Origin of the sequence: Serratia sp. BFP-2025, assembly GCF_050880365.1 — a bacterium.
Taxonomy (GTDB): Bacteria; Pseudomonadota; Gammaproteobacteria; order Enterobacterales; family Enterobacteriaceae; genus Serratia; species Serratia surfactantfaciens.
Window position 1 is genome coordinate 2,207,396 of the sequence record NZ_JBPAFV010000001.1, and the last position, 16,551, is coordinate 2,223,946.

20 protein-coding genes are annotated in these 16,551 nt (G+C 59.5%); 12 read left to right on the forward strand and 8 right to left on the reverse strand.

Features of this window, described 5'->3' with window-relative positions; all coding sequences use genetic code 11:
* Positions 1–68 precede the first annotated feature (68 nt).
* The 3 genes from ACRAWE_RS10570 (at position 69) to ACRAWE_RS10580 (ending at position 1,942) form a co-directional block, all read left to right on the forward strand.
* The gene (locus tag ACRAWE_RS10570) at positions 69–695 is read left to right on the forward strand and encodes a response regulator transcription factor (RefSeq protein ID WP_025159950.1); all 627 of its coding nucleotides are present in this window, start codon (positions 69–71) and stop codon (positions 693–695) included.
* Positions 696–817: 122 nt separating this feature from the next.
* Positions 818–934: a DUF2770 family protein gene (locus ACRAWE_RS10575; protein ID WP_046686852.1), complete on the forward strand. Its 117-nt coding sequence runs from the start codon at positions 818–820 to the stop codon at positions 932–934.
* 3 nt (positions 935–937) lie between these two features.
* Positions 938–1,942, forward strand: coding sequence for a zinc-dependent alcohol dehydrogenase family protein (locus ACRAWE_RS10580; protein WP_211129902.1), 1,005 nt, complete (start codon positions 938–940; stop codon positions 1,940–1,942).
* Here ACRAWE_RS10580 and ACRAWE_RS10585 read toward each other — a convergent pair.
* Entirely contained in the window at positions 1,890–2,948 is a 1,059-nt protein-coding gene (locus ACRAWE_RS10585) for an AI-2E family transporter (protein WP_198635405.1), read from the reverse strand. The genes ACRAWE_RS10580 and ACRAWE_RS10585 overlap by 53 nt on opposite strands.
* A 442-nt stretch (positions 2,949–3,390) precedes the next feature.
* On the opposite strand from ACRAWE_RS10585, the gene ACRAWE_RS10590 reads away from it, so the two are divergent.
* Both ACRAWE_RS10590 and ACRAWE_RS10595 read left to right on the forward strand, forming a co-directional pair.
* Positions 3,391–3,945, forward strand: a complete 555-nt coding sequence (locus ACRAWE_RS10590; RefSeq protein WP_019455855.1) for a cytochrome b — start codon at positions 3,391–3,393, stop codon at positions 3,943–3,945.
* A 23-nt stretch (positions 3,946–3,968) separates the two neighbouring features.
* Positions 3,969–4,547: a YceI family protein gene (locus tag ACRAWE_RS10595; protein WP_019455856.1), complete on the forward strand. Its 579-nt coding sequence runs from the start codon at positions 3,969–3,971 to the stop codon at positions 4,545–4,547.
* Positions 4,548–4,589: 42 nt separating this feature from the next.
* Here the strand turns inward: ACRAWE_RS10595 and ACRAWE_RS10600 are convergent, their stop codons facing one another.
* Positions 4,590–5,657, reverse strand: coding sequence for a rhodanese-related sulfurtransferase (locus tag ACRAWE_RS10600; RefSeq protein WP_063919186.1), 1,068 nt, complete (start codon positions 5,655–5,657; stop codon positions 4,590–4,592).
* 393 nt (positions 5,658–6,050) lie between these two features.
* Here ACRAWE_RS10600 and ACRAWE_RS10605 point away from each other — a divergent pair, with 393 nt between their 5' ends.
* From ACRAWE_RS10605 to ACRAWE_RS10620, 4 genes are all read left to right on the forward strand, one after another.
* On the forward strand, positions 6,051–6,971 hold the full coding sequence (locus ACRAWE_RS10605) for a Kdo(2)-lipid IV(A) acyltransferase (RefSeq protein WP_025159951.1): 921 nt from the start codon (positions 6,051–6,053) through the stop codon (positions 6,969–6,971).
* A 100-nt stretch (positions 6,972–7,071) separates the two neighbouring features.
* The gene (locus ACRAWE_RS10610; RefSeq protein WP_063919185.1) at positions 7,072–7,356 is read left to right on the forward strand and encodes a YciI family protein; all 285 of its coding nucleotides are present in this window, start codon (positions 7,072–7,074) and stop codon (positions 7,354–7,356) included.
* Positions 7,357–7,555: 199 nt separating this feature from the next.
* Positions 7,556–8,794 carry a multidrug efflux MFS transporter MdtG gene (gene mdtG, locus ACRAWE_RS10615; RefSeq protein ID WP_019455860.1) on the forward strand — a complete coding sequence of 413 codons (1,239 nt, stop codon included), beginning with the start codon at positions 7,556–7,558 and terminating at the stop codon, positions 8,792–8,794.
* Between the two features lie 474 nt (positions 8,795–9,268).
* Entirely contained in the window at positions 9,269–10,822 is a 1,554-nt protein-coding gene (locus ACRAWE_RS10620; protein WP_019455861.1) for a peptide MFS transporter, read from the forward strand.
* A gap of 51 nt (positions 10,823–10,873) precedes the next feature.
* Here ACRAWE_RS10620 and ACRAWE_RS10625 read toward each other — a convergent pair whose 3' ends face one another.
* From ACRAWE_RS10625 to ACRAWE_RS10640, 4 genes are read right to left on the reverse strand one after another with little or no spacing between them, the layout of a single operon-like run.
* A complete protein-coding gene (locus ACRAWE_RS10625; protein WP_432525325.1) occupies positions 10,874–11,272 on the reverse strand; it encodes a VOC family protein in 399 nt (132 codons plus the stop codon).
* On the reverse strand, positions 11,263–11,691 hold the full coding sequence (locus ACRAWE_RS10630; protein WP_019455863.1) for a YeeE/YedE family protein: 429 nt from the start codon (positions 11,689–11,691) through the stop codon (positions 11,263–11,265). The genes ACRAWE_RS10625 and ACRAWE_RS10630 overlap by 10 nt, the downstream gene beginning before the upstream one ends.
* 2 nt (positions 11,692–11,693) lie before the next feature.
* Positions 11,694–12,128, reverse strand: a complete 435-nt coding sequence (locus tag ACRAWE_RS10635; RefSeq protein ID WP_432525326.1) for a YeeE/YedE family protein — start codon at positions 12,126–12,128, stop codon at positions 11,694–11,696.
* Positions 12,118–12,435, reverse strand: a complete 318-nt coding sequence (locus ACRAWE_RS10640; protein WP_019455865.1) for an ArsR/SmtB family transcription factor — start codon at positions 12,433–12,435, stop codon at positions 12,118–12,120. Before ACRAWE_RS10640 ends, ACRAWE_RS10635 begins: the two co-directional genes overlap by 11 nt.
* 136 nt (positions 12,436–12,571) lie before the next feature.
* Between ACRAWE_RS10640 and ACRAWE_RS10645 the strand changes: the two genes are divergently transcribed.
* On the forward strand, positions 12,572–13,363 hold the full coding sequence (locus ACRAWE_RS10645; protein ID WP_432525327.1) for an AraC family transcriptional regulator: 792 nt from the start codon (positions 12,572–12,574) through the stop codon (positions 13,361–13,363).
* Here ACRAWE_RS10645 and leuA read toward each other — a convergent pair.
* Positions 13,323–15,002 (reverse strand): 2-isopropylmalate synthase, encoded by a 1,680-nt coding sequence (gene leuA, locus ACRAWE_RS10650; RefSeq protein ID WP_154746922.1) that lies wholly within the window; start codon positions 15,000–15,002, stop codon positions 13,323–13,325. The genes ACRAWE_RS10645 and leuA overlap by 41 nt on opposite strands.
* Before the next feature lie 209 nt (positions 15,003–15,211).
* Between leuA and ACRAWE_RS10655 the strand changes: the two genes are divergently transcribed.
* Positions 15,212–15,589 (forward strand): MysB family protein, encoded by a 378-nt coding sequence (locus tag ACRAWE_RS10655; RefSeq protein ID WP_074054527.1) that lies wholly within the window; start codon positions 15,212–15,214, stop codon positions 15,587–15,589.
* 34 nt (positions 15,590–15,623) lie between these two features.
* Complete coding sequence (locus ACRAWE_RS10660) at positions 15,624–16,169, forward strand: GNAT family N-acetyltransferase (RefSeq protein WP_432525328.1); 546 nt, start codon at positions 15,624–15,626, stop codon at positions 16,167–16,169.
* Positions 16,170–16,175: 6 nt separating this feature from the next.
* Here the strand turns inward: ACRAWE_RS10660 and ACRAWE_RS10665 are convergent, their stop codons facing one another.
* Complete coding sequence (locus ACRAWE_RS10665; RefSeq protein ID WP_074054529.1) at positions 16,176–16,421, reverse strand: YceK/YidQ family lipoprotein; 246 nt, start codon at positions 16,419–16,421, stop codon at positions 16,176–16,178.
* Positions 16,422–16,551 lie beyond the last annotated feature (130 nt).

Genomic DNA, 16,551 nt, shown 5'->3' on the forward strand with positions numbered 1-16,551 from the left:
GAACACTTGCAGTGTAAGTCCTATTTTACAGAAGATATGCTCCATCGGCTTTCAACAAGGACGTCACCATGAAACTACTTGTCGTGGACGAATGCTGCTTCACCCGGGTCGGTATAGCCAGCTACTTTGCGGATAGTGGAATTACGACGATCAAATGCTGCCATAGCATTGAGCACGCTACGCCGCTGTTGGCCAGCTTTCAGCCGAGTCATATACTGGTGAACCTCAGCAACCAATGCCGCTATAACGAAGCCGACGCGCAGCTGCTGGCGTTTATGGAAGCCAGCCAGTCCGCCCTGCTGTTCATCTATCTCGACACCCCTTACCCTTACAGCGAAACGCCAATGCGTATCGCCGATAACGCATTTCTGTTCAATAAAAGCATCCTGCCGTTCACCTTGCGCATGCTGCGCGAAAATCCGCTGGCGTTGGCCGATGACGGCGAAGAGCGTTCGCTGTTCAGCCCGCAGGAACTGACGGTGATGAAATATTGGATGGCGGAAATGCCCAACTACCGCATCGCGAAAAAACTGCAGATCAGCTCGCATACGGTGTACGTGCACAAACGTCACATTACGGAGAAGATCAACGCGCGCAATCGCCTGGAGTTCTACTCGCTGTATAACGTACTGCGCTACTTCTATCCGCCGAGTGCACCAACCAATTCGACGCCGTTGGCGCTGCTGGCGGTTTAGCATCAAGCCTGCGATAACGCAGGCTTTTTTATCGCCATTCGCCCACCGCCCCCATGCGGCGCGCTATAAAAGACGCCAAGAAAAGGACTATAATCAAAGGTCCCTTTCTTCAGGCGGCTGAAATGTTAAACCGAATTCTGGCGGCGATCGTCAACAACGTGCGCGAGCACCTGGTGCTGTACCTGTGTCTGTGGCTGGTGCTGCTGGTGCTGGATGTCTATTTCTTCTTCGTGATGTAACCCATGTCGTCGTCATTTCCCCGACTGAGCTTCAACCGCTTTGGCGACCCCGCCGAGGTGCTGGAACTGCAGCAGGCGAGCAAACCGCCACTGCGCCCCGGCCAGCGGTTGCTGCGGATGCGCTATGCCCCGATCAACCCTTCCGACCTGATCCCGATTCACGGTCAATATGCGCACCGCATCGCCCTGCCGCAGGTGCCGGGGTATGAAGGCGTGGGCGTCATCGTCGATCCGAAAAGCGGGCGCCCAACCGGCCGACGCGCGCTGGCGATAGCCGGTGACGGCAGCTGGCAAACCTTCGTCACGCTGCCTGACGAGCGGGTGGTCTGGGTACCGGACGACATCGACGACGCCAGCGCGGCGCAAATCTATATCAACCCGCTCACCTGCTGGGTGCTGTTGACGCAATGGCTGTCGCTCACCGCCGGCGACGTGCTGCTGCTTAACGGCGGCGGCTCCGCCGTTAGCCTGCTGCTGGCGCAGCTGACGGCGCTGCGCGGCATTCGTCTGGCGATCGTGGCGCGCAACGCCGCTCATCGCCCGGCGCTGCTGGCCGCCGGCGCCTGGCGCGTTATCGACGCGCCTCAGTTGGCACAGATGACGAATTTTGGCGCCCGCGCGGCCATCGACTGCATCGGTGGAGAAGACGGCTTGCAGCTGGCGCGGGCGGTTCGCACCGGCGGCGACTTCGTGGCGCTGGGCCTTTTAGGTGGGCGTCAGGTGGACTGGCGGCGCGTGGTGGACGAGCTTAAGCTGCGCGCTTCGCTGTTTCACCTGCGCAAATGGAACGCACAGGCAGCACCGGCGCAGTGGCAGATGGCGTTTTATCAGCTCTTCCAGCTGCTGCGACGCGGGGAGCTGGCGCTGCGCCCGCCCGCTGCGATTTACCCTCTTCACCAGTTCGCTGCGGCGCTGCGGCATGCCGCCCAGCCAGGCGTAAACGGAAAAATCTTCCTCACTCCGGCGGCATCGGAGGCTGACGCGGCGGGCGACCGTCCCCCAAAATGACCGCCAGCCGATAGCCGCCCTCGGTAGTCTCCAGCGCGATGCGCGCCACGATCGTCAGCGGCACCGAAAGCAGCATGCCTACCGGCCCGAGCAGCCAGCCCCAAAAGATCAGCGACAGGAATACCACCAGCGTCGATAACCCCAGCCCGCGCCCCATCACTCTCGGCTCGAGGATATTGCCGATCACCATGTTGATAGCGATAAAGCCGCCCGCTACCACCAGCGCATCGCCCAATCCGTTGAACAGCAGCGCCTGAATCAGCGGCGGAATGGCGGCCAACACCGAGCCGATATTGGGAATATAGTTGAGCAGAAACGCCAGCAGCCCCCAGATAAAGGCGAAGCGCACGCCGACCGCCGCCAGAAAGATCCAGACGATCACCCCGGTGGCCAGGCTAATAATGGTTTTAATCACCAGATAGCGCGTCACGCCATCCAGCGCTCGCCGCATCGCGGCGAGCCCCTCGTCCGGTTTATCCAGCGCCTGCCGCAGCTTGTAAGGCAGCAGTTGCACTTCGAACAGCATGAACACCACGGTCATCAGCAGCAGGAAGACGTTGGTCATGGCGCCAGACAAGTGCCCCAGCATGCGGGTGACCAGATTCATCGCCGCGCTGGGATCGACATACTGCAGCATCGCTTCGCTGGAGAGGCTAATGTTGAAGCGGTCGGCGTAATGCTGCAGCTCGCGCAGCTTCTCGATCATCATGCCGCGATACTGCGGCAGCGAGCGGGCGAACTCATTGAGCGAAGCGCCTAACATGCCGATAAACAGCATCACGACCACGATCACCGCCGTCACCAGCAGCGTGACGCCAACGATGCGCGGCACGCGCTTGCGTTCCAGCATTGCCACCAGCGGGTTCAACACCATGGCGAGAAACACCGCCAGTAAAAACGGCACCACGATATCGGCGGCGGCTTTCACCCCGGCCAAAATGATCACCAACATCGCCAGCAGGACGGCCAGGCGCAGGCTGCTGTCGGTCACGCGGGTACGGCCCATGACGTTTCCTTGTTATTTCACTGGGTTAACCGGCCTCATGGGGCCGTATCTTGGCGCTAATGGTAGCAAAATTCCGCCGCCGCGCCGCAGGGGATTTAACGCAACCGTTCGATGAAACTAATCTTTTCGCCCTTCTCTCGTCGCAAGAAATAGGCATAACCTTTGCCAACAAATAATCCCGCCGAGCAATTCATGCAGAATTTACGTAAAATGACAAAAGCTGACGTTAATAAAGAATAATCCTAATTTTCAACAACTAGCATAAATTTTACGTGAGCAAAATAATATCATCTTCAACGATTTATCTGATTAACTCCCAACATCTCAAACAAATTCACTGACTAATATTTCAAAGTAGTAACATAGTTAAATTTATTATTGATTTTATGTTTCCTAAAGTTTAATTATTGCAGCCAGCCAATCGGTAATCGAAGGAAACAGGATGCTCTGGAAAAATACCGCCGATCGTTTCGGCCATGTGTCAGTGTTGATCCACTGGCTGGTGGCGCTGACGGTATACGGCATGTTCGCGCTCGGCCTGTGGATGGTCACGCTGGGCTATTACGACGTCTGGTACCACCAGGCGCCGGAGATCCACAAAAGCATCGGCGCGCTGCTGTTCATCGTCATGGTGATCCGCGTGATCTGGCGCTTTGTCTCGCCGCCGCCCAAGCCTTTGGCCAGCTATGGCCGCCTCACTCGCGTCAGCGCCATCCTCGCGCATCTGGCGCTGTACGCCGTGTTGTTCGGCATTCTGATCAGCGGCTATCTGATCTCTACCGCCGACGGCCAGCCGATCAGCGTGTTCGGCTGGTTCAACGTGCCCGCCACCGTCACCGGTATGGCCGAACAGGCCGATACCGCCGGCGCCATACACCTTTACCTGGCCTGGACCGTGGTCGTGCTTTCGGTACTGCACGGGCTGGCCGCGCTTAAACATCACTTTATCGATCGTGATGTCACTTTGAAACGGATGCTGGGTAGCAGCGCCGATTAACCTTTGGATTTATGGAGATTGCTATGTTGAAAAAGACCGTATTGGGCCTGACCGCAGGCGCCCTGCTGCTGAGCGCCGGTTCCGCACTGGCGGCGAACTACAAGATCGACAAACAGGGCCAACACGCCTTTATCGAGTTCCGCATCCAGCACCTGGGCTACAGCTGGCTGTACGGCAGCTTTAAAGACTTCGACGGCGGCTTCACCTTCGACGAAAAAGATCCGTCCAAGGACAAGGTCAATGTGACCATCAATACCGCCAGCGTCGACACCAACCACGCCGAGCGCGACAAGCATCTGCGCAGCGCCGAGTTCCTCAACGTGGAGAAGAACAAGCAGGCCAAGTTTGAATCCACCGAAGTGAAGAAAAACGGCGACGGTTATGCGGTGGTCGGCAACCTGACGCTGAACGGCGTGACCAAGCCGGTTACGCTGGACGCCAAACTGATTGGCCAGGGCAACGATCCGTGGGGCGGCTACCGCGCCGGCTTTGAAGCCAACGGCAAGATCAAGCTGAAAGACTTCGGCATCACCACCGATCTGGGCCCGGCATCGCAAGACGTTGAGCTGATCATCTCCGTAGAAGGCGTGCGCGAGAAATAAAAAAAGCCCGGCCAGACGGCCGGGCTTCTCATTTCGTCAGGCTCAGCGGGCTGGGCCTTCTTCTTCCGGTGCCGGAATGTGCATCGTGGTCTGCAACAATCCTTTCGATTTATTGAAGATCTTGACGCCATTCTCACGGCCGGCACGGCGCGCGCGCTGCTCTTCGCGCGGCAGCTTCAGCTCTTCGCGGCAAATCTCGCTGCAGCACCCTTCAAACTTGGCGGCGCAGCTCGGGCACTGAATGAACAGCAGGTGGCAGCCGTCGTTCTTGCAGTTGGTGTGGGTATCGCACGGCGCACCGCACTGGTGGCAGTTGGCGATCACATCGTCGGAGATGCGTTCGCCCATGCGCTCATCGAACACGAAGTTTTTGCCGATAAACTTCAGCGGCAACCCCTGCTCTTTCGCTTTGCGAGTGTACTCGATGATCCCGCCTTCCACGTGGTAGATGTTTTTAAAGCCGTTGTGCAGCATATAGGCGCTGGCTTTTTCACAGCGAATGCCGCCGGTGCAGTACATGACGATGTTTTTGTCTTTGCTGTCCTGCAGCATCTCCACCGCCATCGGCAGCTGATCGCGGAAGGTATCCGATGGCACCTCGATGGCATTTTCGAAGTGACCGACTTCGTACTCATAGTGGTTGCGCATATCGACAAATACCGTGTTCGGATCGTCGATCATCTGATTGACGCGATCGGCCTGCAGATACTCGCCGACGTTGCTCGGATCGAAGCTGTCGTCATCGATGCCATCGGCCACGATGCGCTCGCGTACCTTGAGGCGCAGCACCCAGAAGGATTTGCCGTCGTCTTCCAGCGCGATGTTCAGGCGCACCTGATCCAGCGCCGGGTGCGAGGCGAACAGCGCGGCTTTGAACGCGTCGAAGTTATGCTGCGGCACGCTGATCTGCGCGTTAATGCCCTCTTTCGCCACGTAGATGCGGCCGAACACCTTCAGTTTTTCAAACTGAACGTACAGGCTGTCGCGAAACGCTTTGGGATCGTCGATGGAGAAGTATTTATAAAAAGAAACTGTGGTGCGCGGCTCGGTTTCCGCCAGCATGCGCGCCTTCAGTTCCTCGTTAGAAATTCGGTTATGTAACACTGGCATGGTGTACTTTCCTGTCTTTCGGGAGGTGACTGATACCGCGCGCTGCCAACCGGCCCGCGCGCGGCGCACATCATACCCGAAAAACCGGCGCAGCGCACAGCTGCGCACGAGCCAAGGGCCGCCATATCGCTGCCTTGTGCACCATAACATCGCCGAAGATGCCCATGCCGTTGTCCTTGCACAGGAAATTTTGTGGAAAAATCCCGCACCTGATGCATATTTAACGCCGAAAAGGGGATTTTAATGCGTTGTTTTTTCCCGACGCGCCAGAAAAATGCCACAATAGTCGCAAACAAACGGCAGAAACGAACCTGACGGCCGAGCATATCCGCCGCCAGACCATGCTATGACTCTGTCATTACACTTAAACAACCGTATTCAAACAGAGAATCCATGACTCAAGTTCCTACTTTCAATCGTTCCTTATTGCACCCGCGCTACTGGCTGACCTGGGTAGGCATCGGCTTGCTGTATCTGCTGGTGTTGCTGCCTTACCCCGTCATCTACTGGCTCGGCACCTCGATCGGTCGGTTTTCCATGCGCTTTCTCAAGCGGCGCGTCGTTATCGCCCAACGTAACCTCGAGCTCTGTTTTCCCGACATGCCGCAGGCCGAACGCGATGCGCTGGTGGTAAAGAATTTCGAGTCGGTCGGCATGGGTCTGTTTGAAACCGGCATGGCGTGGTTCTGGCCGAACTGGCGCATCGAGCGTTGGTTCAAGGTCAGCGGCCTGGAGCATATCCAAAAAGCGCGCGATAACCATCAGGGCGTGTTGCTGATTGGCCTGCACTTTTTGACGCTGGAGCTGGGCGCGCGCATCTTCGGCATTCACAACCCAGGCATCGGCGTTTACCGCCCGCACGACAACAAGCTGATGGACTGGCTGCAAACCTGGGGACGCATGCGCTCCAATAAATCCATGTTGGATCGCAAGGACGTCAAAGGCATGATCCGCGCCCTGAAACAGGGCGATATCATCTGGTATGCGCCGGATCACGACTACGGCCCGCGCAGCAGCGTTTTCGTGCCGCTGTTCGCGGTGGACAAAGCCGCCACCACCACCGGCAGCTACGTGCTGGTGCGGATGGGCAAGCCGGCGATCATTCCGTTCACCCCGCGCCGCCTGCCGGACGGCAAAGGCTATGAGCTCATCATGCAGCCGGCGGTGGAGAACTTCCCGCTGGATAACGAACTCGACGCCGCCGCCTTTATGAATAAAGTGGTGGAAAAAGAGATCCTGATGGCGCCGGACCAGTACATGTGGCTGCATCGCCGCTTCAAGACTCGCCCGGAAGGCGAGCCTTCGCTGTACTAACCTAAAAACCCGCCGCCGGCGGGTTTTTTATTGCGCGCCCCTTGAGAATCGCCGGCGAGGGTGGGATGGTAAAGCCTTTGCCGCCAACCCTGGAGCCGCTATGTACATTGTCAGCCTGACCTACCATCGCCCGATTGCCGAAGTCGACAGCCACCTTGACGGGCACATCGCCTGGCTTAAACAATATTTTCAGGACGGCACCTTCGTCGCCTCCGGCCGCAAGAATCCCCGCACCGGCGGCGTGATCCTGGCCAAGGGCATTGAACGCGCGCGTCTGGACGCCATCCTGGCCGAAGATCCCTTCAACGCCGTGGCCCACTATGAGGTCACCGACTTTAGCGCCACCACCACCGCCGCCGGTTTCGAGGCGCTGGCCGGACTATAAAACGCTGTAAATTCCGCGCGATAAGCGCGGAATAAGGTTTAAACGCCATTTTTAAAACTTTATTTCATTTTTACCCCGATCTTCGTCCCCTCGTTTGCCGTTGCCGCGCTGGCGGCGCATACTTATCAGGCTAACTTTCACGTTTTGCCCCTTTACCTTGCCGCTGGCAAAACGCGTCACCTTTCGGCAGTGGACATTTATGGCTTCGGCAGCAGAACCCGTTAACTGGAAACGCAACCTTTTCGTCGCCTGGCTGGGATGTTTTCTCACCGGTGCCGCCTTCAGCCTGGTGATGCCGTTTCTACCGCTGTACGTAGAGACGCTGGGCGTAACCGGCCATCAGGCGCTCAACATGTGGTCCGGCCTGCTGTTCAGCATCACCTTCCTGTTTTCCGCTATCGCCGCGCCGTTTTGGGGCGCTCTGGCCGACCGACGCGGCCGCAAACTGATGTTGCTGCGCTCCGCATTGGGCATGGCGATCGTCATGGTGCTGATGGGCATGGCGCAAACGGTCTGGCAGTTTCTCGCGCTGCGCGCGGTGCTGGGGCTGCTCGGCGGGTTCATCCCCAACGCCAACGCGCTGATCGCCACCCAGGTGCCGCGCAACCGCAGCGGTTGGGCCCTGGGCACCCTGTCTACCGGCGGCGTAGGCGGTGCGCTGATCGGCCCGCTGATCGGTGGCCTGTTGGCCGATCTGTACGGCCTGCGCCCGGTGTTTTACATCACCGCTGCGGTGCTGTTCGTCTGCTTCGTGCTGACGCTGCTGTATGTCAAAGAGCAATTCACTCCAGTGCAAAAACGCGACATGTTGCACGCACGGCAGGTGTTCGCCTCGCTGAAGAACCCAAAGCTGGTGCTCAGCCTGTTCGTCACCACCATGATCATTCAGATCGCCACCGGCTCGATTGCGCCGATCCTGACGCTGTATGTGCGCGATCTGGCCGGCGCCACCCATAATCTGGCGTTTATCAGCGGGCTGATCGCCTCTGTGCCCGGCGTCGCGGCCTTGATGAGCGCCCCGCGGCTGGGCAAACTGGGCGATCGCATCGGCCCGGAGCGGATTCTGGTATGCATGCTGCTCCTTTCGGTGCTGCTGCTGATCCCGATGGCGTTCGTGCAAACGCCGTGGCAGCTTGGGGTACTGCGTTTTCTGCTGGGGGCGGCCGACGGCGCGCTGCTGCCGGCGGTACAGACGCTGTTGATTTATAACTGCACCAATCAGGTGGCCGGTCGTATTTTCAGCTACAACCAGTCGTTCCGCGATGTCGGCAACGTCAGCGGTCCGTTGCTCGGCGCCGCGGTCTCCGCCGGCTACGGTTTCCGCGCGGTCTTCTGCGTCACCGCGCTGGTGGTGCTGTTCAACGCCGGCTATTCCTGGTGGTGTCTGCGGCGGCGCCCGGGATACATGCGGGAAGACACGCTGCAAGAGGAACAATAGCTGCATTTATCGCCAGTTTTCGCCGTTGACCGGATCAACGGCGCATTTCCCCTACTTTTAATAGTGCCTCCCCCGAAGCGGTGAATTTTCGCCTCACTCAGAACATTCTTATCGCAACAGTTTGTTTATCAACAAAAAACAAACTTTCAGCACATAAAACCCGCTGTCAATCTTATTCCTGCTTTAACCAACGGAAAAACCAGAAAAGGAGATGCTTGTCGACTTTTCGTCTAAAAAATGGGATACAGGTACTAGACAAAACCAACGACCAGTTATCAAATGGTTAAATAATATCACGCCAGATGTGAACCATCGGCCAAGTGAAGAAAAGGTCAGCACGCTTTCCACGGTTTATCAGCGTTGCAGCCGCGGTTTTGTCGGGTAATCCGCATTGGGCGGAGCGCCTTCATTAAATACACATACATACCACAGTACGGGCTGCAGCCTTGCAGCGCCTTTTATTGGGAAATCGTTATGCAATCCTCTGTCAATAAGTCAGAAAGCCGGACCTTCTTCGGCCATCCCTATCCGCTGGGTTCGCTGTTCTTCACCGAAATGTGGGAGCGCTTCTCGTTCTACGGCATCCGTCCGCTGCTGATCCTGTTTATGGCCGCCACCGTGTACGACGGCGGTCTGGGTCTGGCGCGTGAGAACGCTTCGGCGATCGTCGGCATCTTCGCCGGCAGCATGTACCTGGCGGCGCTGCCGGGCGGCTGGCTGGCGGACAACTGGCTCGGCCAACGCAAGGCCGTCTGGTACGGCTCGATCCTGATCGCGCTCGGCCACCTGTCGATCGCCCTGTCCGCGGTGATGGGCACCAACCTGTTCTTCATCGGCCTGATGTTCATCGTGCTCGGTTCCGGCCTGTTCAAGACCTGTATCTCGGTGATGGTCGGCACGCTGTACAAGAAAGGCGATGCGCGCCGCGACGGCGGTTTCTCGCTGTTCTACATGGGCATCAACATCGGCTCGTTCATCGCTCCTCTGATCTCCGGCTGGCTGATCAAATCACACGGCTGGCACTGGGGCTTCGGCATCGGCGGTATCGGGATGCTGGTGGCGCTGGTGATCTTCCGGGTGTTCGCCGTACCGGCAATGAAACGCTATGACCGCGAAGTGGGCCTGGACTCCACCTGGAACAGCCCGGTCGCGAAGAAAAAAGGCGTCGGCGCCTGGTTGCTGGCGCTGGCGGCCATCCTGGTGGCCGTCATCGTGCTGATCGCCCAAGGCACCATCGTCATCAACCCGGTCGAGGTGGCCAGCGTGCTGGTGTACGTGATCGCCGCGTCGGTCACCCTGTACTTCATCTATCTGTTCGCCTTTGCCGGCCTGAGCCGCAAAGAGCGCGCACGCCTGCTGGTGTGCTTCATCCTGCTGATCTCCGCCGCGTTCTTCTGGTCGGCGTTTGAGCAGAAACCGACCTCGTTCAACCTGTTCGCCAACGATTACACCAATCGCATGATTGGCGGCTTCGAGATCCCGGCGGTGTGGTTCCAGTCGATCAACGCCCTGTTCATCATCCTGCTGGCGCCGGTGTTCAGCTGGGCCTGGCCTGCGCTGGCGCGCAATAACGTGCGTCCGAGCAGCATCACCAAGTTCGTGATCGGCATCCTGTGCGCCGCCGGCGGCTTCGGCCTGATGATGCTGGCCGCGCAGAACGTGCTGAGCAATGGCGGCGCCGGCGTATCGCCACTGTGGCTGGTGGGCAGCATCCTGATGCTGACGCTGGGTGAACTGTGTCTGAGCCCGATCGGGCTGGCTACCATGACGCTGCTGGCGCCGGAGAGAATGCGCGGGCAAATGATGGGGCTGTGGTTCTGCGCCAGTGCGCTGGGCAACCTGGCGGCCGGTCTGATCGGCGGTCACGTCAAGGCCGACCAACTGAATATGCTGCCTGATCTGTTCGCTCGCTGCTCAGTCGCGCTGCTGATTTGCGCCGCCGTGCTGATTGTGTTGATCGTACCGATTCGCCGCATGCTGGAAAATACCCAGTCCAAGAGCGCGCCAAAACCGGCGACCAACGCCTGACGGATAAACCGTTTTCATCTCGCAAACCGGCGCTCGATGCGCCGGTTTTTTTTATGCTTGCCAGGCCTGATGTTGCAATACCACCCGGTAGCCATCAGGATCTTCAAAGGTTTGCCCCGCCCGATCCCAATAGGGATTATAGGCGGCGACCGATAGGAACCCCGCCGCCCGCATCCGCTCACACGCTGCGCGCCAATCGTTCTCATCCGACAGATAAAACACCAGCAGATGATCCTGCGTCGGCGCCTGTCCGACTCGCACTCCGCGATGCTGTGTGAACTCCAGATGGTAGGCATGCTGCGGATGCCCGATCATAATGCCGTCAAAGCCCTGATGATCGACAAACTCGCCCAGCCTTTCGAATCCCAACCCGCGGCAATACAGCGCGGCGATCTCTTGCAACCGATCCGTGGGGCGCGCGATGCGCAACACCGCTTTGGCTATCGACATGAACGCCTCCGCCTCATGATAATTTCATACAGCGCCATACCCGCCAGCATCGCCAACAGGAACGGCCACACCCGCTGCATCTCCGCTCCCGCCAGCACCCAGGCGGGGCCGGGGCAGATGCCCGCGATGCCCCAGCCGATGCCGAACAGCGCGCTACCCGCCAGCAAACGGCGATCCACACGTCCGGCGGCCGGGATCTGCAACGTTTCCCCCAACAGGCTCCGTTCGCGTCGCCGCGCCCACAGGAAGGCCGGCGCCGCTACCGCGATCGCCCCAGCCATCACTAACGCCAGCGAAGGATCCCACTGGCCGGTAACGTCGAGAAACGCCAACACCTTAGCCGGATTGGCCATGCCGGCGACGATCAGCCCCAGACCGAAAATGACGCCGCTCAGCAACGCCAACAACGATTTAAGCATTTTCACCCTCCCAACAGGTGGCGCATCAGCCAGACGGTCATAAACCCCAGCAGCATGAACACCGCCGTGGCGGCCAGCGAACGCGGCGCCAACCTTGCGACGCCGCACACGCCGTGCCCGCTGGTGCAACCGCTGCCCAATCGAGTGCCCAATCCCACCAACAGCCCTGCGGCCGCCAGCCAGCCGCTGCCGGTCGCGATCTCACCGGACGGCAAAGCCACAGCGGCAGCATACAGCCAGGGAGAGAGCAACAACCCGCCAATAAATGCGACGCGCCAGCCCCGCTCCCGACCGCCGGCGCTCAATAAGCCGCCGGTAATGCCGCTGATACCGGCGATCCGGCCGTTGAACAGCAGCAGCAGCGCCACCGCTGCGCCGATAATGGCCCCGCCCGCCAACGCGGAATAAGGCGTGAAATGTTGCCAGTCAATGTTCATCGCGGTTCTCCGGCTGTGGGCAATAGAGTTGATACAGGGTATGGAGCAGCGCCAGCGCTTTGGCATCGGCCACCGCATAGTAAATCTGCTTGCCGGCGCGCCGGGTGGAGACCAAGCCTTCCTCACGCAGCACGCCAAGCTGTTGGGACAGCGTCGGCTGGCGGATATCCAGCGCCTGCGCCAACTCGCTCACCGCCATTTCTCCCTGGCTGAGCCGGCACAGCAGCAGCAGCCGATCTTCATTGCCTAAGGTGCGCAGCATCGCGCCGGCCTGCGCCGCCGCCTTGCGCATCGCGTCTATGTCCATTGACCCTCCAAACAATTTATAAAATTATATAATATCATTTTATATACCATCTAACCGTGCCGCGCCACCGGCTGGTGCTAAACCGCGCCTCATGGCATGCTGTTATTCCCTTTTCGCCGCGCGGAGAACACTCACCATGCTGTTGTTTCACGACGTTCTGCCGGCCAATCAGCCTATCCGGCCATTAGCCAAAGATTATCGCCACGGCGACAGCGAGCCGGAGCACTACCATCATTGCGCACAGCTGATACACAGCCTGAGCGGTGTAGTGCAGGTCACAACCCGGCTTGGCAGCTGGGTTGTGCCGCCCGGCCGCGGCGTCTGGGTGCCGGCGAAAATGGTGCACATCCTGCGCATCACTGGCCAGGTGGCAGCCAGAACGTTGTTCGTCGATCCGTTGGCGCGCGCCGATCTGCCGGCCCAATGCCAGGTGGTGCAGGTTTCGCCATTGCTGCGCGAGCTGATTATCTGTGCGATGGAGATTGCGCCAGGCTACCCAAGCGGCGGGCGCGATGAGCGGGTGATGGAACTGATTCTGGATGAGTTAAGGATGCTGCCGATCCTGCCGCTGCACCTGCCGGAACCGCGCGAAGCCTCGCTGCTCGCCCTGTGCCGCCATATACAGACCTCACCGGCGCAGCCCTGGACGCTGGAACAGGCGGCCGCTCGCCTCAGCGTCAGCGGACGCACCCTGTCACGACGCTTCCAGCGAGAAACCGGGCTGCGTTTTAGCGATTGGCTGCGACGCGCCCGTTTGCTGGCGGCATTAAACGCGCTGGCGACCGGCCGTTCAGTATTGGAAGTCGCGCTGGATCTCGGCTATGACAGCCCCAGCGCGTTCAGCGCCATGTTTCGCCGGGTGCTGGGCGTCGCGCCCAGCGACTATTTCACTCGAACCGCGACGCCAGATAGCGCCCGGCAACGTTGAACAGCGCCTGCAGCGAGGCACTGGCGGAGTCGACGTCGATGCCAACGCCGTAGCTCGCCTCTCCATGCGGCAAGACGCAGCGAATGTAGGCCACCGCTCGACTGTCGCTCTGATGCCCTAACGTGTGTTCGTGGTAATCCTCGATCGCCAACGGCAAGCCGAAACGCTGACGTAACGCATCCACCGCGCTGGAAAGCAGACCGTTGCCGGCTCCCTGCAGCCGCAATTGTTCTCCTGCGCAAGCGACTCGTGCGTTGAAGCTGTATGCCTCTGCGCCGTGGCTTTCCGTCTGGTAGCTCAGCAGCTGCAAGCACGGCTGTTCCACCAGCCCGTAAGTGTCGCGGAATAAACGCCACAGCTGTGCGACGCTCATTTCCTTACCGCTGCCGTCGGTCGCCCGCTGTACCACCTGGCTGAAATCGATCTGCAAACCGCGCGGCAACGCCAGCCCATGATTCTGTTCCAACAGCCAGGCGGCGCCGCTTTTGCCGGACTGGCTGTTGACCCGGATCACCGCCTCATAGCTGCAACCGACATCGGCGGGATCGAGCGGCAGGTAAGGCACCTGCCAGCGGCCGTCTTGCCGCTGCCGCTGTGCGGCGAAGCCTTTCTTGATCGCATCCTGATGCGAACCGGAGAAGGCGGTAAACACCAACTCGCCGGCATAAGGATGGCGAGGATGCACCGGCAGCTGATTGCACTGCTCCACCACCTCCACCACCTGCTTCAGGCGGCTGAAGTCCAGGCCCGGCGCCACGCCCTGGGTATAGAGATTCAACGCCAGCGTGACCAGATCGACGTTGCCGGTGCGTTCGCCGTTGCCGAACAGACAACCTTCGACGCGGTCGGCGCCGGCCAACAGCGCCAGCTCCGCGCAAGCCACGCCAGTACCGCGATCGTTATGCGGGTGCACGCTGATCGTCACGTCGGCGCGACGACTGAAATGGCGACAGAACCATTCGATCTGATCGGCATACACGTTGGGCGTGCTCACCTCCACCGTCGCCGGCAGATTGATGATCATCGGCCGTTGTGCCCCCGGTTGCCATACATCCGCCACCGCTTCGCAGATCTCCAGCGCGAACTCCAATTCGGTAAAGCAGAAGGTCTCCGGCGAATACTCGAAGCACCAGGCGGTATCGGGCTGCGCCTCGCAATGTCGGCGAATGCGGCGCGCGCCGTTCACCGCCAGCGCCACGGTCGCCGCCTTATCCTGACGGAACACGATGTCGCGAAACATCGGCGCAGTGGCGTTATACAAATGTACGATGGCCCGCGGGGCGCCCTGCAATGCCTCAAAAGTGCGATCGATTAGATCATCGCGCGACTGCGTCAGCACCTGAATCGTGACGTCGTCCGGGATCAGCCGCTCGTCGATCAGCGCGCGCACAAAGTCGAAGTCCGTTTGCGACGCCGAAGGGAAAGCCACTTCGATCTCATTGAAACCGCACTGCAACAGCAACTGATAAAACTCGCGTTTGCGCGCATTATCCATCGGCTCCGCCAGCGCCTGATTGCCGTCGCGCAGATCGCTGGAGCACCAACGCGGCGCCTGTCGCAGCGTGCGTGAAGGCCACTGGCGATCCGGTAACGCCACCGGCGGGAACGGTCGGTATTTGTGTGAAGGGTCGATTAACATGGGCTTCTCCTGACGCCTGAGTGAACGATAACGTCATTATTTCCCGCCTCCGCCTCTGCTTCTCCCGCTTTGCAGACAATCGTCGTCGCACAACGGACAATAAAAAAATTTGCATCCTGCGCCAGTCAGACAACAATTAGTTTTGATATTTCTCCCACCGCGCCAACAGTACGCCGGGCGCTTTACTCTCATCGTCAACGGAGGCGAACATGAGCCTGTATGCAACCCTGGAAGAAGCCATCGAGGCCGCACGCGAAGAGTTTATCGACACCGCAGAAGGCGGCAGCGATGGCGAACCGCCGGTGCCGCAGCAGTTCAATCTGCAAAAGTACGTGATGCAGGATGGCGATACGATGTGGCAGGCGGAGTTCTTCGAAGACGAAGGCGAAGCGGTGGAATGCCTGACGCTACGCAGCGGTGCGGCGGCGCAAGCGATTTTCGACGGTGACTACGACGAGGTGGAGATCACCGCCGAGTGGATAGACGAAAATACCCTGTACGAATGGGAAGAAGGCGACTTCCAGCTCGAGCCGCCGCTGGACACCGAAGAGGGCCAGGCCGCCGCCGATGAATGGGATGAGCGCTAATCCGCTCCAGAGATTTTATCGCCAAGGAGGCAACATGATTATTCGTCAGGCCCGTCCCAGTGACTACCCCGCCATTTTGCAGCTGCAGGGGGAAAACGTGCCGGAAGCGCTCGACGAGCGCCAAAAAAGGCAGGGATTTATCGTTTCGCGCATGAATGAGGCGCAGCTGGCGGCGATCAACCGCGGCATCGGCATAGTAGTGGCGGAACAGGATGGCCAACTGACAGGATTTGTTTGCCTGATGCCCGCCGACGTGCAACCGCGGCCGCCGGTGGTGGACGCGATGCTGGCAACGCTCGTCACGCAGTCCTTCGCCGGCCGGGCGCTGAGCGAGCAGCGGGTGTTTCTCTACGGCCCGGTCTGTCTCGACGCCGCCTGGCGCGGCAAGGGTGTGCTGAAACGCCTCTACGACGCGGTCAAAGCGCACACCCGCCATGACTACGACGTGGGCGCGCTGTTTATCGACGACGACAACCCGCATTCGCTGGCCGCTCACGTGCAGGGACTGGGCATGACGGCGCTGACGCCTTTCCACTGCGGACAAAAAGGTTATCAGTTGGTGGTGTTCGCCACCCGCTGAACGGATCTATTCATAGGGGCCATGCTGCGCATCGAACGGCAGCATAAAGGTGTCCACCACCATCGACAGCGGCACGTCTATCACCGTGACGTAGCGCCAGGGCGTATCGCGCAGATCCCACTGCACGCCGGGATAATACTGGTGGCCATGCCCGGCACCGGGCACGGTGCGGCTGATGATGCTGCCGCAACCGGTTAAGACCATCACGCCGGCCGCCACGCAGGCCAGGCGAAAGTAGGAAGAGAGCTTCACGACATTAACTCTGAGCAAAGGGTTGTTTCGCGAGTGAACAATGCATTGGCCGCAGTCTATCACAGTTCCCTTTCTCCACCGGTACCGGCGCGCGTAAGCAATAGGTAAAAAAAAACGGGGAACGCGCGAT